The sequence below is a fragment of the Pseudomonas sp. genome (assembly GCF_049653025.1).
GTDB lineage: Bacteria > Pseudomonadota > Gammaproteobacteria > Pseudomonadales > Pseudomonadaceae > Aquipseudomonas.
In genome coordinates, this window is record NZ_JBASFM010000006.1 from 13,948 (window position 1) to 35,799 (window position 21,852).

The following is a 21,852-nucleotide window of genomic DNA, read 5'->3' on the forward strand; positions in this document are numbered from 1 at the left end:
AAAGCTATCTGCTTCGCGGCGTCGCTAGCGACAACCCTCAAACAAATTAGCCACACTACTCATCACGCTATTTCAGAACATCCTCCTGAAACTATTTGAGCATCACAGTCGTACGCTCAACATAGGACGCGTCTCAAAAACCAGCCCCGAGTAGGCCGACCGCAGTATCAGGCCCCCGCACAAAGCCAGTTCATATGCTGCCTGTTCCTCTCCTCAGTGGTCTGCCAACAAGCGCGCCCGCATTGCATCCATGTGTTGCAACACGGCTGCAATCTCAGCCTGACAGCTTTGCCGCTGTTCGCAGGCCCCCTCCTCTAGTGCGTTGCACGCCCTGACGAGCGGCTCATCACCAGCAAGCTGTGCTCCGCCCTTGATCTTGTGCGCGACTCTTGCCATCCCTTTGCGGTCATCCGCCGCGCCCGCCTGGGCCAATATCGCAGCGTCCTCGCGCAAGGCTCGCAGGATTTCCTCGACCAACGCATCGTAGGCCTCCGGCTTCAACAGGCGGATCTTCTGCAATTCACTGCCGGCATTCGAGGCCCGCGCTCGCCGCTCATTGTCGGTGGCTATTTCGCCGACCAAGGTCGACAAGGTTTCAATGCTGATGGGCTTGAACAGGCATCGGGTCATACCGGCCTCCAGGCATTTCTCGACAGCCGAAGACTGAGCATTGGCCGTTAGGCCGAAGATCGGGTGAAAACTCACCGCCCTATCCTGCTCGATGCCACGGATATGGCTGCTGAGCCCAAAACCATCCAGATTGGGCATATTGCAATCGGCGATGGTCAAGTCGAACTCGGGGGATGCATGGGTCCATGTGTGGAGCGCAGATTCGCCATCTGCGCAGGGTACGGCCTCATGCCCGAGGTACTCCAACTGCTGGCACAAAAGCAGGCGACTGGGCGCATGGTCTTCAGCCACCAAGACTCGCAGTCGGTACGTCGAAGCCGGCGGTTGCTGTTGCGAACCGTCCTGGGCTATCGCCACGTCATCCGCCAGCGGGGCCTCGAAACGCAGGGTGAAGCACGAGCCCTGCGCCAACTGACTCTCAACCGAAAGCTGCGCCCCCATCAATTGGGCCAGCCGTTTGCCTATGTTTAAACCAAGACCGGAACCACCACGACGCTGCAGCAACCCACCGGCCTGCACGAAGGGCTCGAAGATCGCCTTCTGATCGGCGTCGCTCAGCCCGACCCCGGTATCGATCACCTGAAGTTCATAGCAGCCAATCCCTTCGTGTCCGACGTTTTCGTCCTCGCGTAGCAGCAACTGCACGGTTCCCTGCTCGGTGAACTTGATTGCATTGCTCAACAGGTTGGTAACGATCTGGTTGAGCATCAGGCTGTCGATCAGCACGCCCTTATGGTGAATATCGATGGCTAGGCGGTAGTCAAGGTGCTTCTTGCGCGCATTGGCCTCGAACAGGCGGTGAGTCGATTGGACCAGTTGCTCCAGATCGGTTGCCCGAGGAGAAGGCGCAAAAGCGCCAGCCTCAATCTTCGATAGATCGAGAATATCGCCAATCAGCGACAGTAAGGACTGGGCTGATTGATGCGCCACTTCGAGGTTCTGCGCCATTTGCACAGGGTCGTCCGTGCGCAGACGTAATAGCTCGATCAACCCGACCACCGCGCTGATCGGCGTACGAATCTCATGGCTCATGGTTGCCAGAAACACCGATTTGGATTGATTGGCCTCGACGGCCTGTTCCTTGGCCTGCTGCAATTGGTGCAGCAGTTGCTCTCGCTCGGTGATATCCAACCAGCCGCCAATCACGCCGGCATAGCGGCCCATGCCGTCCTGGAAGGGCAATACCCAATGGTAGATACGGAAAGACTTTCCCCTCACCTCGGCATCCAGGTCGGCGAAGACCGGCTTACCCGTCTTCAACACCTCTAGATACATCTGGTGGTATCGCGCAACCAGTTCTGGTGCGACATAGCTGTTTTCCAGCAGTGTCTTGCCGACAAGCTCCTGCAACGGTGCCTGAAGAAAATCCAGGTACGCCTGGTTGCAGTGAATCAAGCGGCCCTGTTGGTCGCGTACATACAAGGCCACGGGCGAGCCGTCGATCAAGGTGCGGGTGAATTCCAGCTGATCTTTAAGGGCTTGCTCGGCCCGCTGCCGACGCTGAATCTGCCCTCTCAGGTAGTAGTTCCACAACACGAACACCAAGCCGAATAGCGCAGCGCAGCCTACCACCCAATAGACCGTGCCCTTGTAAGTGCTCCAAGGGCTGGCAACCGCTGGCGCGTCATGGTTGCGCCAGCGGTCAGTCATCGCCTTGAGCCTTTCGGGCGGGATATCCAGCAGGGCTTCATTGATGATGTCCTTGAGTACCTGCCTGTCGGGTGCCACTGCCATCACAACCTTATCCGGCTGCGGCCCGAACACTGAAGCAACCTGCAAGTCGGCCTGAAAATGCTGTTTGATAAAGTAATCCGCAGCGAACTGGCTCTGCACGCTGCCATCGACATCGCCGCTCAGCAGCCTCTCCAAACCTTGCGCCGTATTCTCAACCGTCACTGGCGTGATGCCTGGATGCTCCCTCCGGAGCCAGGCAAGCGCCGGGTTGTCGCGCGCAATCGCCAGACGCCGTCCATTGAGCTCATCAAGGCTGCGAATACCCGCCTGCGCCCGCCGAGTAACCACCACCATTGGGCTGAGCAGGTAAGGCCGCGTGTACTGCAAGGGGCTCGCACGCATGTCAGCGACGCTGAATGCGGCAATCATGTCGGCCTGACGCTTGCCTAGCATGTCGAGCATCGTGCCGACGCCGTCGCTGCGTACCGGTTCAAACCGCAGGCCGGTGCTGCGCTCAATCTGCTTGAGCAGATCGGCACTCAATCCACGCAACTGATTATCTTGATCATAGAAAGTCAGCGGCGCATTGGGCGCTGCCACCAGCACCTTGACCAGCGGATTTGCGCTCACCCATGCCTGCTGTTCGGCACTTAAACGCAGCGCCTGTCTGGAGATCACGAAGTCCTCGCCCAGCCCCCAGCGCGAGGCAATCCTGAGCATCCCGGCGACGGGGATGGATAACAGCGACTGATTGATCGCATCGAGAAGCTCAGGCTGCTCAACGCTGATCGCAAAATTGATATCCCCGGCATCCGGTGCATCGACCGCATGGTCGACATACAGCTCGTCAGGGAACAACCGCGGTATCAGAAACGCCGCAGTGATCGCACTCGTATACAACGCATCCGCCTGCTCGTAGGCCACGGCGGTCAATGCCTGCGCATGGTTGCCATACTTCACCAGCGTAGTGAGCGGGTAGCGCTGCTTGAGCTGCGCCTCAAGTAGCGTGGAGCCCACAAAGGCAAGGCGTTCATTAGGCAATTGCGAGTCAGCTGTACCGGCATCGCGTGTGCGTCGAATCACCACGCGATGATTCAACAGATAGGTAACCGACTGCCTAACATGCAGGTTAACGGGCTGGCCCGCATCGCTGAACGCCAGCATCTCGACCTGACCATCGGCCAGCGCCTGCAGCGCCTGCTCGCGGCTCTGATAACGCACAAACTGGAAGTTCAACCCCAGCGTTTGCTGCAGCCCCCCCAGCACATCCGCAGTAACCCCCTCGAAGTGCGCGGGATCGAAGCCCAGATGCATAGGCGGCCAGGCGCTGCCCCAGATGGCGACCCTAACAGCGGGTTTATTATCGAGCCAGGCCCGGGTTTGGGCATTGAAATGTACCTGGGGGCTCAACACGGGTGTTCTGACCAGCAGGCGCACATCGCCCGCCCCCCAACCATAAGCCGCAGCACCTAGCAGCCAAAGCGCCAAGCTGGAGAGCAGAACTCGACTGTACAGGCGTTTCACGATGAGCTGGCTCCCAGAAGCACGACGATAAAAACCCGAGCGCAGCTAACTGGCCGCGGCAATGGCGGCCAACTTAACAAATTAATCGCCCCAGCCAAACTCGGACACACCCTCCCCAGTTATCAAGCACCAAAGAATGCGCAACATTTACAAATCTCGGGACTAACCGCCATCTCCATGAAACTTTTAAGACGTGTCTTAAGTAATTATTTGCGCGTGAATAATATCCTGCGATGGAGGAGGCGCTGTATTCTGCGTCCGTTCGCCGGGCTGAATCTGGAGCGTCAGTTTGGCTATGTGAATACACGCTTCCGTGGCTTGGCCAAAACTACGGCACAGTTGGTGACGCTGTTTGCCCCGTCGAACCTGTGGATGGCGCGCCTACATTTGCTGGCGAATGCAGGAGAGGTGCGCCCGTAATGTGGAAAATGGCCGCTGCGAAGCTCTCGTAGCGGCTAAAAACACTGAAATGAGCGAGGGGTTGATCGTTGTTGGTTAGATCGCCGTTTTAATAATCGGCAAGGGCTGAAGTCGGCTGGAAATATAGGGCTACTTCAGACCATCCATAGCGCCACTATTGTTTTGGATCTTCTCGGCGTTTTTATGCCTTTGGTCTTCCTGTCAGAGTCGCAGTTCTGCATCAGATGCACACGCAGCATCGCCATCAACGGGCACGCCGGACGACCATCTTCACACTTTGGATAATGCGGATCGATTAAGGCGACCAACCCCTTCCACGGCACCACCCGATCCGTCTCGATCAGGAACAACTCTTTGCGGATCTGCTTGCGCTTGCCGGCGTACTCGGCGTCGCGAAGGTCATCTGCTTTATCGGAAAACTCAGCGGGTGGAATCCGGGGATTTTGCCAAAATCAGGAACTCTTCTTCAGAGTTTCCTTAATCCGCGAAGAACCTAAAAATCACAGTATATTCAACAAAGCCCCATTCAAATCACTTCTCAAACGGAGAAAATATGCAAGGACCAATGAGAAAGTTTAAGTTCACCATGATCATGACAGCCCTCGTTGTACTGGTATCTAGCTGCACCAGCACCGGCTCAATAACACCGTTCATGGCAGACACCGTTTTCACCAATGGCAAAGTCTTGACCGTCGACAAGAGATCGATAGTCGCCGAGGCCTTTGCGGTAAAAGATGACAAATTTGTTTTCGTGGGTTCGAATCAACAGGCACTTACCTATATCAACTCGCAAACCAAGGTGATTGATCTGAAGGGCCGCACTGTTATTCCCGGCCTGGCGGATTCGCATCTGCACACCGCAGGCGGCGGTTCCGGCATTGATTTGTCGGAGGCGCGCTCACTCAGCGATGTCTTCGCCAAGATCGGAGAAGCTGCGAAGACAGCCTTGCCAGGTGCTGCGCTAGTCTCCAACAATGACTGGCACGAAGCTCAATTCAGGGAGCAGCGCTTGCCCACAGCAGCCGAGTTGGAAGCGGCTGCACCCGGTGTGCCGGTGGTGTTAGTGCGTGGCGGTCACAGCTATTTTTTGAACAATACAGCTCTCGCCAAGTACAACATTACTACCGCTACGCCAGTGCCTACGGGGGGTGCCATTCCGGTTGGCAAAGATGGAAAGCTGACCGGGGAAGTGACCGACGCTGCGAAGCGACTTGTCGCATTGCCTGTGTCGACAACACCCTCTTTAGAGATGCAGCAAAAGAGACTCAACGCCTACGGTATTACCAGTATTCGCATACCGGGCATATCCGTTGCTGATTACAGAGCCATTCAACAGTTGCGCGCCCAAGGTCAAGCTACCGTGCGCTACAGTATCTTGCTACGTTCCGATGAACTTGCCACCTTCAAGGCCGCTATTTTGCCTTCTGGCATTCAGCCTGGCGAAGGAGATGAGTGGGTTAAGGTGTGGGGTATCAAGGTCAGCGCAGACGGTGGTTTTGAAGGCGGCCTCATGACCAAGCCGTATGCCGAGCCTATGGGCAAAGGTGGCACATATTTCGGTCTGCAGAAGACGGATCAGGCCACGTTCAACGAGTATATGGTCACCCTCAACCGTGCGGGCTGGCGAGCCGCCGTACACGCAGTAGGAGATGCAGCTGTTGATCAGGTGTTGACTGGCTTCGAAGTAGCTAACACTGATAACGACATCACCCATAACGGCTGGAGCATCGAACATGCTTTCGTTACGCGGCCAGATCAGTACCCGCGTATTAGGAAGCTACAGCTCAACCTGTCTGTACAAGACCAGTTGTACCTTGCTGCGCCAGTGCTTAAAAAATATTGGGGCATGGACCGTGCTTCGCAAGTCACGCCGCTCAAGACATATCTGGAGCAAGGCTTTATGGTGGCTATTGGCACCGACTCCCCCGTAGTCCCGCTCAGCCCCTTCTGGGCCATGTATCACTTCATGACACGCGACACCATCTCAGATGGCGTCTACGGCGAAAATCAGTCCGTAACGTCGCGTGATGCCCTTCTTCGCATGATGACGATCAACAATGCGACACTCACAGATGAAGCGGCCATTAAGGGATCCATCGAACCAGGCAAGCTGGCTGACTTCGTCGTTTTGTCGGCCGACTACATGACCATCCCGACAACGCAGGTGCGAGACCTGAAGGCAGTCGCCACTTATGTGGGTGGTAGGCAAGTTTATCAGGACACCACATTCGCACAGTAGAACTGAGGTCGCCAGAAATAGACAGCAACTCCCAATTGGTGAAATACCCAAAACGAGTGCAAATAAGCAAGCAAGGGATGGTCTGAAGTAGCCCTATATTTCCGGCCGACTTCAGCCCTTGCAGATTATTAAAACGGCGATCTAACCAATAACGATCAACCCCTCGCTTATTTCAGTGTTTTTAGCCGCTACGAGAGCTTCGCAGCGGCCATTTTCCACATTACAGACACACCTCTCCTGCATTCGTCAGTAAGTATCGGCGTGCCATCCACGCCGATGTGCGCTTTCATGCCGAAGTAGTACTGGTGCCCTTCTTGGTCTGGTGCATTTGCGGGTCGCCCTTAAGCATGGGTTGATCCCACGGCTGGATCTGCACGCCAAAGCGCTGACCCTCGATCAGTTGGGCAAAACGTCGTAAGCCGACGCCCCTGTACGCAGGTTTCACACGATAAAGAGCAATGGGTAAACTGCTAACAGTTGCTACTGCAGCCTGCACAAGGTGCGGCAAGCGCATCTTGTGACACGATGTCTTCAGGCCACCCAAGGAATTAGCTGCCAATGCGCTGGACTCCCAAACCACCCCTCAGAATTGCCTTGCTGGATGACCATGCGCTGATCCGCGAGGCCTTGGGCGTGCGCTTGGCCGCGGAGCGTGATTTTAGCCTGCAGGGGGTTTACTCGAGCAGTGCCGATTTGCTCGATGCCTTACGCCAGGAAGCGTTCGACCTGCTGGTGCTCGATTATCAGTTGAGCGAAGGCGAACTCGATGGCCTACGCCTGATAAGCCTTATTAGCCAACACTACCCAGCCATGCGCGTGGTGATCTTTTCCTCAGCCGAGCGGCCTGCCACGGTGCATATGAGCCTTCGCGCAGGTGCCACCGGCTTTGTTGGTAAATCGCAAAATACCGATGATCTGCTCAAAGCCATTCGGATGGCGGCGCTCGGCCGCTTGTACCTGTCGCCGAATATGGCCGCAGAGCTTGAAAAGCTACCCGAGCCTCAGGCCGCAGACGCTGGGCAGGCCATCCAGACCGAGCAAAATTTGCTCAACTACTCCGAGCTTTCACCGAAGGAAAGCGAGGTGCTGCGCTGCTGCCTGGAGGGCCTTTCGGTCAACCAGATTGCCCTGAAGTTTTCGCGCAGTAAAAAGACCATAAGCGGCCAGAAGCAAGCGGCCTACCGCAAGCTGGGCATACGCACCGACGCCGAGCTATTCAAGCTGCAGGCAGAGCTTAATAACGAGGCGCGCTAACACCGCCACGCTGCCACTTTGCCCCTCTCCCTAGCCCTCTTCCACCGGGATGAGGGTGCTGCTTGTGCCCGACCGACGATTCAGCCGTTGAGCCACAACCAACAGGCCAAACTCCCCTCACCCGCTTTTATCCATTGACCTTTTCATGCCCAAGCGCCTGGCCAGTCGGAGCGTTTTTGAGACAGGTCTTATGGGTCCTCCCCACCACTTCTTTTAGGGTGGCTGCAGTGTCCAAATGCAGCCCTTGGGGTTGCGATAGCAAGCGCAACAGCCTCGCTGAACCATCAATCTCAAGGGTTGTGGTTATAACCCGCGCGGTATGCGTGTGCGCCCATCAGGAGCCTCAGCCTTTGAAAAATAATATGCTCAAAACCGCCATCGCCATGGCCACATCCCTGGCATCTGTGTCGGTCTTTGCTTCGGGTTTTGCCATCAATGAGCAAAGCGTCAGTGGCATGGGTACGGGGTTCGCGGGGCGCGCCTCTGCTGCCGATGATGCCAGCACGGTGTTTGGTAACCCGGCGGGAATGGCGCGCCTTAAGCGTGAGCAAATGACTGGCGGTGTGACCGTGCTCAATGCCAGCACGGATATCAGCAATGTCAGCTCCTCGCCCAATGGCGGTAGCAACGATGGCGATATGGTGCCGCTGACGGGCGTGCCGATGGGCTACTACGTCAAGCCAATCAATGAGCAATGGTCGGTTGGGGTGGGCATGTATGCGCCCTTTGGCCTGGTTGCCGATTATGAGAGCGGATTTGCCGGCCGGTATTTCGGCAGCAAGAGTGCTGTTGAGGTAATGACTCTGCAGCCGACCGTGTCCTACGCGTTCAACGAGCGTATTTCCATCGGTTTTGGCCCGACCATCAACCGAATTGCCGGTGAGCTGGAGTCCAGTCTGTCGCTCAACCCGATGGCTCCTGACGGTGAGGTGAAGGTCAAGGGTGATGATATTGCTCTGGGCTTTAACGTCGGCGTTCTGGCGCAGTTGACCGACAGCACCCGCGTGGGCCTGACCTATCACTCGCAAGTGGATTACACGCTTGAAGGCGAAACCGAGGTCGACTATGGCCTGCTGGCTATGTTGGGCTACAGCACGCATCAGCAGTACGACGCGGCACTGGAGCTGACCACGCCAGAGTCGGTGGATTTCTCAGTGACCCATGAGCTGAATGCACAGTGGACCCTGCATGCCGGCAGCACCTGGACGCGCTGGAGCCGTTTGCAGACCATTCGCGTAGAGAACAGTGGCGTACCGGGAGGGCTGACCGGCCAGTTTGGTGAGATCACCGAGCAGCAGAACTGGCATGACACCTGGGCCCATGCGATTGGTGCGTCATACAAGCTGAACGAGCAATGGGTGCTGCGTGGCGGACTGACTGTTGACCAGGCACCCACCAACAACATCGACCGTTCGCCGCGCATCCCAACGGGTGATCGGACGATTTTTAGTATTGGTGCGGGCTGGACACCAACCCCTGAGCTGACCATTGATGCGGCCTACTCCTACCTGCAGGAAGAGGCCGTGAAGGTGAACAACAGTGCGCATGGGCAGCGTTACAGCGCCGAGTTTGAGAACTCAGCGAACGGTTTCGCGATTGGTGCGACTTATCGCTTCTAACGTTCTGCCGCTAGAGCGCCCCATGAGGCGCTCGGTTTGAAGGGGCTGCAGTTGCTGTGAAGCAGCTGCAGCCCTTTCTTTTTTATTGGCGAATGTTAGGTGGCGGCTCTGTGTATGCGTTACGTGCAACAGAACCCTGCAATGTTTGGGCAGCGGCCCTGGGTCCTGCGCACAGAAAAATTGAATTACTCAGTTTTTTCAATTCCTTAATACCGCACTGCCGTATCCCGGCAATTACTGAGAGATGTATATGCCAAACCATCTGCTAGCAAAGCTTTGCCTGCTTGCACTCACGCTGACGTTGAGTGCGTGTAATCAATCAGCTGTCCCTGCGGAGGTTACGTCCTTGCCAAAGGTGCGCATCGAGACCGTCGAGGTGCGCCCACTGTCAATCGTCAACGAGCTGAGTGGTCGGCTGGCTGCGCCACGCATTGCCGAAGTTCGTGCACGGATCGCGGGGGTTGTGCTGCAGCAAAGCTTCCGCGAGGGCAGTGATGTGAAACAAGGCCAGGTGCTGTTCCGCATCGATCCGGCACCGCTGCAGGCCGAGCTGAGCAGCGCCGAGGCGGCTCTGGGCAAGGCCGAGGCGAATGCCTTCAAAGCACGTTCCCAGGTGCAACGCTTTGCCCGTTTGATCGAACGCCAAGCCATCAGTGCCCAGGACTATGACAACGCGCGTGCCGCTGCCATGCATGCCAATGCCGACGTGAGCGCGAGCAAGGCGGCCGTGCAAAAGGCCAAGCTAAATCTGAGCTACGCCACGGTTACTGCGCCGATTTCCGGGCGTATCGGCCGGGCACTGGTGACCGAAGGTGCCTTGGTGGGGCACAACGAAAGCACGCCGCTGGCGGTGATCCAGCAGCTGGATCCCATTCATGCTGATGTGTCGCAGTCCACCCGCGAACTCAATATATTGCGCCGGGCCTTCCAGGCTGGCGAGATGCAGCGGGTAGGTCGGGATGAAGCCAGGGCCACGTTAATTCAGGACGACGACAACGCTTACCCACTGCCGGGCAAGCTGCTGTTTACGGACATCAGTGTCGATCAGAGCACTGGGCAGATTACGCTGCGTAGCGAGTTCCCAAATCCAAATCTCGACCTACTGCCAGGCAGTTTTATCCGTGTGCGACTGGAGCAAGCTGTCGACCAGCGCGGTATCAGTGTGCCGCAGCGCGCAGTGATGCGTGATAGCGCCGGTATCGCCCAGGTGCTGTTGCTCAACGACGAAGGCCGCGTCAGCCAGCAAGCCGTGCAACTTGGCCAAGTGCTCGACGATCGCTGGATCGTTAGTGCAGGGCTCAAACCGGGTGACCGGGTTGTTGTCGAGGGCTTACAACATGCCCGCCCTGGTGAGCTGGTTGATATCGACGATACACCCTCGCAACATCCCCAGTTAGCCGTGCAGTAAGCAGGACGGAAAACTTATGCCGCAATTCTTTATCGACCGCCCGGTGTTCGCCTGGGTGGTCGCGCTGTTTATTCTATTGGCCGGAGCCTTGGCTCTTCCTCAATTACCGGTGGCGAAGTACCCCAACGTCGCGCCGCCGCAAGTCGAAATTTCTGCGGAGTACCCCGGTGCCTCGGCACAAACGGTTGATGACAGTGTGGTCACACTGATCGAGGAGGAACTCAATGGTGCCGATAACCTGCTGTATTTCGAGTCGCAGAGTAGCATCGGCAGAGCGAGCGTCACTGCCACGTTCCAGCCAGGCACCGACCCGGGTATGGCCCAGATCGATGTACAAAACCGTCTCAAGGCGGTTGAGTCGCGCTTGCCTCAGGCCGTAATCCAGCAGGGCCTGGAGGTTGAGAAAGTTTCGACCAGCTTTCTGATGTTGATCACCCTGACCTCCAACGATGGAGCTATGAGTCAGGTGGCACTCAGTGATTACCTGGCCCGTAACGTGTTGAATGAGATCAAGCGCCTGGATGGCATTGGCAAGGCCACGCTGTATGGCTCGGAACGGGCGATGCGGATCTGGCTCGATACGCAAAAGCTGCTCGGCTTCAACCTCACCCCGGCAGATGTGAATGCGGCCATTGCTGCGCAGAATGCGCAGATCTCGGCGGGCAATATCGGCGATTTGCCGACGCCAGGCAATCAGGAAATCACCGCTACCGTGGTGGTCAAAGGGCAGCTGTCGACTCCAGAAGAGTTTGCCAACATCGTTTTGCGAGCTAACTCTGACGGCTCGAGCGTGCGTGTGGGCGATGTGGCGCGTGTTGAAATCGGCAGCGAGCAATATCAGTTCTCCACCCGCCTCAACGGCAAACCGGCGACCGCCATCAGCGTGCAGCTGGCACCCGGTGCCAATGCGTTGCGCACCGCGACTCTGGTGCACGAAAAAATGGACGAGCTGAAGCGCTATTTCCCGCCGGGCGTTGAATACAAGGCACCGTTCGATACGGCACCGTTCGTCAAGATATCCATCGCCAAGGTGCTCTACACGCTGCTGGAGGCGATGGTGCTGGTGTTTGCAGTGATGTTCCTGTTCCTACAGAACATTCGCTACACCTTAATTCCAGCACTGGTAGTGCCGGTGGCGCTGATGGGAACCCTGGTCGCAATGTTGGCCATGGGCTTTTCGATCAACGTGCTGACCATGTTCGGCATGGTTCTGGCCATCGGTATTCTGGTGGACGATGCGATTGTCGTGGTGGAGAACGTCGAACGAATCATGGCGACCGAGGGGCTTTCGCCAAGAGAGGCCACGCGCAAGGCCATGCAGCAAATCACCGGGGCCATCATCGGCATTACCCTGGTGCTGGTAGCGGTGTTTATCCCGATGGCATTTATGCCTGGTACGGTGGGGGTGATTTACCAGCAGTTCTCGCTGTCGATGGCCACCGCCATCCTGTTCTCGGCGTTCCTGGCACTGACCCTGACACCCGCACTGTGCGCGACCCTGCTCAAGCCGATTGCTCCGGGCGAGGAGCATGCCAAACGCGGTTTCTTTGGCTGGTTCAACCGTCGCTTCGAACAACTGACCGAGCGCTACACCGGCTGGGTGGTGTACTCGCTAAAGCGTGGCGCTCGTTACTTACTGGTCTATGGTGTGCTGCTGGGCGTTCTGCTGCTGTCCTTCAGCCGCCTGCCTTCATCGTTCCTACCGATTGAAGACCAGGGCTATACCATCACTGATATTCAGCTGCCGCCTGGCGCAAGCGTCAATCGCACGGTGCCGGTGGTGGAACAGATCGAGGCGCACAACGCCAGTGAGCCGGCGATTGAGAACAGCACCATCATCCTTGGCTTCAGTTATTCCGGTACTGGGCAGAACACGGCACTGGCGTTTAGCTCTTTCAAAGACTGGTCCGAACGCGGTGTTGAAGATTCCGCCGCCGCCCTCGCCCAGCGCGCCAATGCGGCCTTCGGGCAGATCAAGGATGCCGTAGCCCGCTCGGTTTTGCCGCCGCCGGTAAGCGGGCTGGGCACCTCCAGCGGTTTTGAACTGCGTCTGCAGGACCGTGGCGGTTTGGGCTACTCGGCATTGATGCAGGCTCGCACCGCCTTGCTCGATGCGGCAAGCAAGAGCCCTGTGCTGACCAACGTGCGCGAAAGCGCCTTGGCTGAAGCACCGCAAGTGCAACTTCTGGTTGATCGAAGCCAGGCCGAGGCCCTGGGTATCTCCTTTGCTGATATCAGCAGCGTGCTCGCCACGTCGGTGGGCTCTAGCTATATCAACGACTTCCCTAACCAGGGGCGCATGCAGCGCGTTGTGGTGCAAGCCGAGGGGGACCAACGCAGCCAGGTAGCAGACTTGCTGAATATGCATGTGCGTAACAGCGCCGCAAGTATGGTGCCGCTATCGGCGTTTGTACGTGCGCAGTGGACCCAAGGGCCAATACAGTTAGCGCGTTATAACGGTTACCCGGCCATCAGCATCGCTGGCGAGCCCGCCCCAGGCTTCAGCACCGGTGAGGCCATGGTGGAGATCGAGCGGTTGATGGCCCAAAGCCCCGCGGGTATTGGCCATGAATGGACAGGCTTATCATTGCAAGAGCGCGTGTCGGGCAATCAGGCACCTTTGCTGCTGGGGCTATCGCTGCTGATCGTTTTTCTGTGCCTGGCAGCTCTGTACGAGAGCTGGTCGATCCCTACATCCGTGCTGCTTGTAGTTCCCCTTGGGGTACTGGGCGCAGTGCTGGCCGTAACCCTGCGAGGCATGCCCAACGATGTGTTCTTTAAGGTCGGTTTGGTCACCATCATTGGCCTGTCAGCGAAGAACGCGATTCTGATCATCGAGTTTGCCAAGAGCCTGTACGACGAGGGTCACGACCTGATCGACGCCACCGTGCAAGCCGCGCGATTGCGCCTACGGCCGATCGTCATGACCTCGCTGGCATTTATCCTCGGCGTCGTGCCGCTGGCGATTGCCACAGGAGCCAGCTCCGCGAGCCAACAAGCGATTGGCACCGGCGTGATCGGCGGCATGATCAGCGCGACGCTGGCCGTGGTGTTTGTGCCAGTGTTCTTTGTCGTGGTTATGAAGCTTGCCGGTAAGCGCAGTAAAGAGCAGCCAAAGATGACCTGCAAAGACCGCCCTCAGGAAATGGGTTAACCGGTCTTTGAGAAATAGACGAGGCAGCAGCGAAGAATACGACACATGCAACTAGCGAACGACTGCATGGGTTAATCCACCAATTTACTAAACGAGGTGAGCAAGACCCAAGAAAGCCTTGACCTAGCAACAACCCGGGTTGCCCTGCTCTATCGGCCAGGCGTAGCCCGTTTCATTCTTACAAGCCTCTGAAGTAGATGCTGAACTAAACACGGTCCTAGCTAATCTCAATTGGCAACCAATTGGTAACCAGAATCACAAAATTACAGACATGAAAAAGCCCGGTCCTTTCGGAACCGGGCTAAGTCATTGAATTTTATGGTCGGGACGGAGTGATTCGAACACTCGACCCCTAGCACCCCATGCTAGTGCGCTACCGGACTGCGCTACGCCCCGACTAGGCGTGAATCTATTCTCGGATAGCCGAAAACGTCGCGAACTATACATTAAGCTCCTGATATGTGGAAACTTTTTTGAGTTACGCGACTACTTACGGAGCACCAACAAGACATCTTCCAGCTCACTGATCATCTGCTTGATGAGCTGTTTGTATTGAGTGTTGTCATCCTTGGCCTCATCACCTGAAAGACGCTGACGCGCCCCGCCGATGGTGAAGCCTTGGTCATACAGCAAGGCACGAATCTGGCGAATCATCAGCACATCCTGGCGCTGATAATAACGTCTGTTGCCACGCCGCTTGACTGGATTGAGCTGAGGAAACTCTTGCTCCCAATAGCGCAACACATGCGGTTTTACCGCACACAGCTCACTCACTTCACCGATGGTGAAATAGCGCTTGCCAGGTATGACAGGTAATTCGTCGTTATGACTTGGTTCCAGCATACGCTTCGACCCTGGCTTTAAGTTTCTGGCCTGGACGGAAAGTCACCACACGGCGAGCCGTAATGGGAATTTCCTCTCCTGTTTTTGGATTGCGACCGGGGCGCTGACGCTTATCGCGCAGATCAAAATTACCGAACCCCGAGAGTTTGACCTGTTCATTGAGTTCCAGCGCTTGGCGGATCTCCTCAAAGAACAGCTCCACCAACTCCTTGGCTTCCCGTTTATTCAGGCCCAGCTCTTCATACAGACGTTCCGCCATCTCAGCTTTCGTCAGAGCCCCCATACGCTACTTCCTTAACGTGGCGTTGAACCTTTGTTCCAGGGAGGTGAGAATATTTTGCGTTGTGGTACTCACCTCATCGTCATTAAGAGTGCGCGATGGATGCTGCCAGGTCAAGCCAACGGCCAGGCTTTTTCTATGAGGATCAATACCTTTACCGTGATACACGTCAAATAGCTTGAGGTCAGTCAACCACTCGCCTGCCGCCTCGCGAATAGCGCCGAGCAATTGCTGCGCAGGCACGTCCCGATCGACCAGCAAAGCCAGGTCACGGCGCACTTCCGGGAACTTCGACAGTTCATGGAACTTCGGCATACGGCCCTGGGTGATCTCGCCGAGCACCAGCTCGAACATGAACACTGCCTGATCCAGACCTAGCGCCTTGGACAGCTCCGGATGCATCGCCCCGAGGAAGCCAACGACACGACCGTCACGTTCGATACGCGCAGTCTGCCCCGGATGCAAGGCCGCATGCTCGCCCGGCACGAAGTCAAAACTGCCGCTCGCACCGGCACTGGCCAGCAACGCTTCGACATCCGCTTTCACATCGTAGAAGTCGACATCATCACGACCATGCGCCCAGCCTTCCGGCAGACGCCCACCACAAATCACGCCAGCCAGCATCGGCTCTTGCTTCAGCCCTTCGAGCTGCCCGACAAAACGCAAACCGCTTTCGAACAGGCGCACACGCGATTGCTGACGATTGAGGTTGTGCTCAAGCGCCTTGACCAGACCTGGCCACAAGGAGGAGCGCATCGCCGCCATATCTGCGGAGATCGGGTTAGCCAGCATCAACGGCTCGACGCCTGGACTGAACAGCTCGAACAGTTTGGGATCGATAAAGCTGTAGGTGATCGCTTCCTGATAACCACGGGCCACCAGCAAACGGCGCAGCGCAGGCAGCTCAACAGCGGCTTCGGCCTTGGCCTGCGGGGCCAAGCGCGCTTGTGGGTAACGCACAGGCAGGCGGTTGTAACCATACAAACGCGCCAGCTCTTCGATCAGGTCGACTTCCAGGCTGATATCGAAGCGATGACTTGGCACGCTTACCTGCCACTGGCTTTCGCCATCGGCACGAATGTCCAAGCCCAAGGCAGCCAGCAAACGGACAATTTCCGCATCATCCATCTTCAGGCCGAGCATCTGCTCGATACGCTCGGCGCGCAGGGTGACCGGCGCAACGCTCGGCAACTGCTCCTGGTTGACGGCTTCGATAATCGGTCCGGCTTCGCCACCGACGATCTCCAGCAACAGTGCAGTCGCCCGCTCCATCGCCTCACGCGCCAATTGCCAATCCACGCCACGTTCGAAACGGTGCGATGAGTCGGTGTGCAAGCCATAGGAGCGGGCTTTACCGGCAATCGCGATGGTGTCGAAGAACGCGCTTTCGAGGAACAGATCGCAAGTCTTGGCACTGACACCGCTGTGCTCGCCACCCATCACCCCGGCAATTGCCAAGGCGCGCTGGTGGTCAGCGATAACCAGGGTGTCGGCGCGCAGGCTGACTTCCTGGCCATCGAGCAGAACCAGTTTCTCGCCCTCTTCAGCCATGCGCACACGGATACCACCGTTGATCTCGGCGAGATCGAAGGCATGCATGGGCTGGCCCAGCTCGAGCATCACATAGTTGGTGATGTCGACGGCCGCATCGATGCTGCGCACATCGGCGCGGCGCAGACGCTCGACCATCCACAGCGGCGTCGGCTTGGACAGATCGACATTACGCACGACCCGACCGAGGTAGCGCGGGCAGGCTTGCGCAGCCAGAATTTCAACCGGGCGCACTTCATCATGGCTCGGAGCCACTGCAGTAATCACCGGACGAGTGACCGGCGCGGCGTACAGGGCACCGACTTCACGCGCCAAACCGGCCAAGGACAGGCAATCACCACGGTTAGGGGTCAGGTCGACTTCGATGCTGGCGTCGTCCAGATTCAGATAAACGCGGATATCCTGGCCAACAGGCGCGTCGAGCGGCAGCTCCATCAGGCCATCATTGTCTTCACTGATCTGCAGCTCGGAGGCCGAGCACAGCATGCCGTTGGACTCGACGCCACGCAGCTTGGCCTTCTTGATGCTGAAGTCGCCTGGCAACTCGGCACCAATCATGGCGAATGGAATCTTGATGCCCGGGCGCGCGTTCGGCGCGCCGCACACCACCTGAAAGGTTTCCACGCCATTGCTGACCTGGCAGACGCGCAGCTTGTCGGCATCCGGATGTTGCTCGGTACTGAGAATCTCGCCGATCACGATGCCGCTGAACTCGCCGGCAGCCGGCGTCACGCTATCCACTTCCAGGCCCGCCATCGACAGGCGTGCCACCAATTCGTCACGGGAAACCTGCGGGTTTACCCAGCTACGCAGCCACTGTTCACTGAATTTCATTCTGCTCTCCTCAACAATTCGATTGGGTCATGCGGCTCTAGCGAAATTGCGCCAGGAATCGCAGGTCGTTATCGAAGAACAGACGTAAGTCGTTGACGCCATAACGCAGCATGGCCAGACGTTCGACCCCCATACCAAAGGCAAATCCCTGGTATTTCTCAGGGTCTATACCGGACATGCGCAGCACATTCGGATGCACCATGCCGCACCCCATAACCTCCAGCCAGCCGGTCTGCTTGCACACGCGGCAACCTTTGCCACTGCACATCACGCACTGCATATCGACTTCGGCCGACGGCTCGGTAAACGGAAAGAACGAGGGGCGGAAACGCACGCCCAGCGGCTTCTCGAAGAACACCCGGAGGAACTCTTCGATGGTGCCCTTGAGGTCGGCAAAGCTCACGCCCTCGTCGACCAGCAGGCCTTCGACCTGGTGGAACATTGGCGAGTGGGTGATATCGGAGTCACAGCGATAGACGCGGCCGGGGCAAACAATGCGGATCGGCGGCTGCTGCGATTCCATGGTGCGCACCTGAACCGGCGAGGTGTGGGTGCGCAACAACATGTTCGCGTTGAAATAGAAGGTGTCATGCATCGCCCGGGCCGGGTGGTGGCCGGGGATATTGAGCGCTTCGAAGTTGTGGTAGTCGTTTTCCACTTCCGGGCCTTCGGCAATGCCGTAGCCAATACGGGTGAAAAACTGCTCAACGCGCTCCAGCGTGCGGGTTACCGGATGCAGGCCACCAGAGGCCTGACCACGGCCCGGCAGGGTCACGTCGATTTTTTCGGCTGCGAGCTTGGCGCTCAGCGCGGCCTGTTCCAGAGTTGCCTTACGGCTGTTCAGGGCATCCTGAACCTGATCCTTGGCGGCATTGATCAACGCACCGGCTTGCGGGCGCTCTTCTGCCGACAGATTGCCCAGGGTCTTCATCACCTGAGTCAATTCGCCTTTCTTGCCCAGATAGTGAACCCGCAATTGCTCCAGGGCATTCACATCGTCGGTGTGGCTAACGGCCTCAAGCGCTTGCGAGACCAGCACATCCAGATTTTCCATTTACAGACTCCAGATACGAAATAGGGGAAGAGCTTGAAGGCTCTTCCCCTATTGGTGACGTTTAGCACCGGGCGAGCCCGGTGACTGTCGGGGACTTAAGCCAGTACGGCTTTCGCTTTCTCGACAATCGCAGCAAACGCCGCTTTTTCGTTCACTGCCAGATCAGCCAGAACCTTACGGTCGATCTCGATGGACGCTTTTTTCAGGCCGGCAATGAAACGGCTGTAGGACAGACCGTTAACACGAGCACCAGCGTTGATACGAGCGATCCACAGAGCGCGGAACTGACGTTTTTTCTGACGACGGTCGCGGTAGGCGTACTGGCCTGCCTTGATTACCGCTTGCTTGGCAACACGGAACACGCGCGAGCGTGCGCCGTAGTAGCCTTTAGCGAGTTTCAGAATTTTTTTGTGACGCTTGCGAGCGATAACGCCGCGCTTAACACGAGCCATGAGTAATTTCCTCTATCTTGACCGATTAACGAACGCGCAGCATGCGCGCCACTTTTGCCACGTCAGACGGGTGCACCATGGTGCTACCGCGCAGATGACGCTTACGCTTAGTGGACATCTTGGTCAGGATGTGGCTCTTGAAAGCGTGCTTGTGCTTGAAGCCGTTAGCGGTTTTGAGAAAACGCTTGGCTGCACCACTCTTAGTTTTCATCTTTGGCATGTTCGGATACTCCGCATTCAGTTGATAAACATAACCACAAGGCCTGCCGTGCCCTGGTGATTACTTCTTCTTTTTGGGGGCGATGACCATTATCAGCTGGCGTCCTTCCATCTTTGGATGCTGTTCAACGGTGCCGTATTCAAGCAGGTCACCCTCAACCCGCTTCAACAACTCCATGCCCAGCTCCTGATGCGCCATCTCACGGCCACGGAATCGAAGCGATACCTTGGCCCTGTCCCCATCACAAAGGAAACGTACCAGGTTGCGTAGTTTTACCTGGTAATCCCCTTCTTCCGTCCCTGGACGAAACTTGATTTCTTTAACCTGAATCTGCTTCTGGTTTTTCTTTGCAGCAGCAATCTGCTTCTTCTTTTCGAAGATCGACTTGCCGTAGTCCATGACCCGGCAAACCGGAGGAATCGCATCGGCGGAAATTTCCACCAGATCCAGCTTGGACTCTTCAGCGATTCTAAGCGCTTCATCAATCGAGACGATGCCAATTTGCTCGCCGTCTGCGCCAATTAACCGAACCTCGCGTGCCGAGATATTCTCGTTGATCGGGGCTTTCGGTGCAGCTCGTTTATCTTGTCTCATTTCACGCTTAATAATGATTACTCCAAATCTTGGCGACCACGCCGGGAAACCGCCTGCGCGAGGAATTCAGCGAATTGAGCGATGGGCATGGAGCCCAGATCAGCACCTTCACGGGTACGCACGGCGACAGTCTGCGTCTCTACTTCCCGATCCCCGATAACCAAGAGGTAGGGAACCTTGAGCAAAGTATGCTCGCGGATTTTAAAGCCAATTTTTTCGTTTCTCAAGTCAGACTTGGCACGAAAACCGCTTTGGTCGAGTGTTTTTTCCACTTCCAAGGCAAATTCGGCTTGTTTATCGGTGATATTCATCACCACCGCCTGAGTCGGTGCCAGCCACGCCGGGAATGCACCTTCGTAGTGCTCGATCAGAATTCCGATAAAGCGCTCGAAGGAACCGAGAATCGCGCGATGCAGCATCACTGGATGTTTGCGGCTGTTGTCTTCACTGACAAATTCAGCACCCAAACGCACAGGCAGGTTGAAATCGAGCTGCAGGGTACCACACTGCCAGACACGGCCCAGACAATCCTTGAGCGAGAACTCGATCTTCGGACCGTAGAACGCCCCTTCACCCGGCTGCAGGTCATACGGCAGACCAGCGCTATCGAGTGCAGACGCCAGCGCCGCCTCGGCGCGATCCCACAACTCATCTGAACCCACGCGCTTTTCCGGGCGAGTCGACAGCTTGAGCTGGATATCGGTAAAACCGAAGTCGGCATACACCGCCAGGGTCAGCTTGATGAAATCAGCCGACTCCGCCTGCATCTGCTCTTCAGTACAGAAGATGTGCGCGTCATCCTGAGTAAAACCACGCACGCGCATGATGCCGTGCAGCGCACCGGACGGCTCGTTACGGTGGCAAGCACCGAACTCAGCCAGACGCATCGGCAGCTCGCGATAGCTTTTCAGGCCCTGGTTGAACACCTGCACGTGGCACGGGCAGTTCATCGGCTTGATCGCGTAATCGCGGCTTTCCGACTCGGTGGTGAACATGTTCTCGGCGTAGTTGGCCCAGTGCCCGGATTTCTCCCACAGCGAACGGTCAACCACCTGCGGCGTCTTGATCTCCAGGTAGCCGTGCTCACGCTGCACCTTGCGCATGTACTGCTCAAGCACCTGATACAGGGTCCAGCCATTCGGGTGCCAGAACACCATGCCCGGCGCTTCTTCCTGGGTATGGAACAGGTTCAGGCGCTTACCGATTTTACGATGATCACGCTTTTCGGCTTCTTCAATGCGCTGGATATAAGCAGCCAGCTGCTTCTTATCAGCCCAGGCCGTGCCATACACACGCTGCAATTGCTCGTTCTTGGCATCGCCGCGCCAGTAGGCACCAGACAGCTTGGTCAACTTGAAGGCTTTAAGGAAGCGCGTATTTGGTACGTGCGGACCGCGGCACATGTCGACGTATTCTTCGTGGTAGTACAGCCCCATGGCCTGCTCATCTGGCATGTCTTCCACCAGGCGCAGCTTGTAATCCTCGCCACGCGCGGTGAACACATCGATCACTTCGGCACGCGGGGTGACCTTCTTAATGACGTCGTAGTCCTTCTCGATCAGCTGCTGCATGCGCTGCTCGATGGCCGCAACGTCATCTAGAGTGAAAGGACGCTCAGAGGCGATGTCGTAGTAGAAGCCTTCATCGATGACCGGGCCGATCACCATCTTGGCTGTCGGGTACAGCTGCTTGACCGCATGGCCAATCAAATGCGCGCAGGAGTGGCGAATGATTTCGAGCCCTTCCTGATCTTTCGGCGTAATGATTTGCAGGGTTGCGTCGCTGTCGATCAAGTCACAGGCATCGACCAGCTTGCCATTGACCTTGCCAGCTACCGTAGCCTTGGTCAGACCCGCACCAATGGATTGCGCCACCTCGAGTACGGATACCGGGTGATCGAACGTACGCTGACTGCCGTCGGGAAGAGTAATGATGGGCATGGCGCCTCCTCTCCTAGTGGTGACCTCTACCAAAGGCCACATGGGTTGGGATGAGCCAGTAAGCGATTCGGCGGTATACCTGCCGTACAGTGGCAGGAGCTTGCGAGCCAACCAAAACCGAACCAGAGTCACTGGAGGTTGTTTAAATGACAACTAACCGCT

Annotated in this window: 14 protein-coding genes, 1 tRNA gene and 2 pseudogenes; 6 read left to right on the plus strand and 11 right to left on the minus strand. The window is 57.0% G+C overall.

From position 1 onward, the window contains the following. Positions 1-213: 213 nt before the first annotated feature. Positions 214-3,828 carry a transporter substrate-binding domain-containing protein gene (locus tag WBK23_RS03030; protein WP_424482513.1) on the minus strand — a complete coding sequence of 1,205 codons (3,615 nt, stop codon included), beginning with the start codon at positions 3,826-3,828 and terminating at the stop codon, positions 214-216. Between the two features lie 276 nt (positions 3,829-4,104). On the opposite strand from WBK23_RS03030, the pseudogene WBK23_RS03035 reads away from it, so the two are divergent. Further along, positions 4,105-4,248 (plus strand): annotated as a pseudogene (locus tag WBK23_RS03035) (IS5/IS1182 family transposase); the annotation flags it as partial. Between the two features lie 212 nt (positions 4,249-4,460). On the opposite strand, the pseudogene WBK23_RS03040 reads toward WBK23_RS03035, so the two are convergent. Next, positions 4,461-4,660: pseudogene (locus WBK23_RS03040) on the minus strand (IS5/IS1182 family transposase); the annotation flags it as partial. Between the two features lie 141 nt (positions 4,661-4,801). On the opposite strand from WBK23_RS03040, the gene WBK23_RS03045 reads away from it, so the two are divergent. The 5 genes from WBK23_RS03045 to WBK23_RS03065 all read left to right on the plus strand — a co-directional run bounded on the left by WBK23_RS03045 (position 4,802) and on the right by WBK23_RS03065 (position 13,922). Further along, the gene (locus tag WBK23_RS03045) at positions 4,802-6,487 is read left to right on the plus strand and encodes an amidohydrolase (protein WP_424482514.1); all 1,686 of its coding nucleotides are present in this window, start codon (positions 4,802-4,804) and stop codon (positions 6,485-6,487) included. Between the two features lie 558 nt (positions 6,488-7,045). Continuing rightward, the gene (locus WBK23_RS03050; protein ID WP_424482515.1) at positions 7,046-7,741 is read left to right on the plus strand and encodes a response regulator transcription factor; all 696 of its coding nucleotides are present in this window, start codon (positions 7,046-7,048) and stop codon (positions 7,739-7,741) included. Positions 7,742-8,091: 350 nt separating this feature from the next. Continuing rightward, positions 8,092-9,360, plus strand: a complete 1,269-nt coding sequence (locus WBK23_RS03055; protein WP_424482516.1) for an OmpP1/FadL family transporter — start codon at positions 8,092-8,094, stop codon at positions 9,358-9,360. Positions 9,361-9,610: 250 nt separating this feature from the next. Continuing rightward, positions 9,611-10,768, plus strand: a complete 1,158-nt coding sequence (locus WBK23_RS03060; RefSeq protein WP_424482517.1) for an efflux RND transporter periplasmic adaptor subunit — start codon at positions 9,611-9,613, stop codon at positions 10,766-10,768. Between the two features lie 16 nt (positions 10,769-10,784). Continuing rightward, a complete protein-coding gene (locus tag WBK23_RS03065; protein WP_424482518.1) occupies positions 10,785-13,922 on the plus strand; it encodes a multidrug efflux RND transporter permease subunit in 3,138 nt (1,045 codons plus the stop codon). Between the two features lie 319 nt (positions 13,923-14,241). Here the strand turns inward: WBK23_RS03065 and WBK23_RS03070 are convergent. The 9 genes from WBK23_RS03070 to thrS form a co-directional block, all read right to left on the minus strand. Next, positions 14,242-14,318 (minus strand) — tRNA-Pro (locus WBK23_RS03070). A 90-nt stretch (positions 14,319-14,408) separates the two neighbouring features. Continuing rightward, positions 14,409-14,765, minus strand: a complete 357-nt coding sequence (locus WBK23_RS03075) for a MerR family transcriptional regulator (protein WP_424482519.1) — start codon at positions 14,763-14,765, stop codon at positions 14,409-14,411. Further along, positions 14,746-15,048, minus strand: a complete 303-nt coding sequence (ihfA, locus tag WBK23_RS03080) for an integration host factor subunit alpha (protein WP_003243414.1) — start codon at positions 15,046-15,048, stop codon at positions 14,746-14,748. Before ihfA ends, WBK23_RS03075 begins: the two co-directional genes overlap by 20 nt. 3 nt (positions 15,049-15,051) lie before the next feature. Further along, the gene (gene pheT / locus WBK23_RS03085) at positions 15,052-17,430 is read right to left on the minus strand and encodes a phenylalanine--tRNA ligase subunit beta (protein WP_424482520.1); all 2,379 of its coding nucleotides are present in this window, start codon (positions 17,428-17,430) and stop codon (positions 15,052-15,054) included. A 37-nt stretch (positions 17,431-17,467) separates the two neighbouring features. Continuing rightward, positions 17,468-18,484, minus strand: coding sequence for a phenylalanine--tRNA ligase subunit alpha (pheS, locus tag WBK23_RS03090; protein ID WP_296218141.1), 1,017 nt, complete (start codon positions 18,482-18,484; stop codon positions 17,468-17,470). A gap of 95 nt (positions 18,485-18,579) precedes the next feature. Next, positions 18,580-18,936: a 50S ribosomal protein L20 gene (gene rplT / locus WBK23_RS03095; RefSeq protein WP_040069108.1), complete on the minus strand. Its 357-nt coding sequence runs from the start codon at positions 18,934-18,936 to the stop codon at positions 18,580-18,582. A gap of 25 nt (positions 18,937-18,961) precedes the next feature. Continuing rightward, on the minus strand, positions 18,962-19,156 hold the full coding sequence (rpmI, locus tag WBK23_RS03100) for a 50S ribosomal protein L35 (RefSeq protein WP_090241698.1): 195 nt from the start codon (positions 19,154-19,156) through the stop codon (positions 18,962-18,964). Between the two features lie 60 nt (positions 19,157-19,216). Next, entirely contained in the window at positions 19,217-19,768 is a 552-nt protein-coding gene (gene infC / locus WBK23_RS03105) for a translation initiation factor IF-3 (protein WP_424483278.1), read from the minus strand. Next, complete coding sequence (gene thrS / locus WBK23_RS03110) at positions 19,768-21,690, minus strand: threonine--tRNA ligase (protein WP_424482521.1); 1,923 nt, start codon at positions 21,688-21,690, stop codon at positions 19,768-19,770. Before thrS ends, infC begins: the two co-directional genes overlap by 1 nt. Between the last annotated feature and the right edge of the window lie 162 nt (positions 21,691-21,852).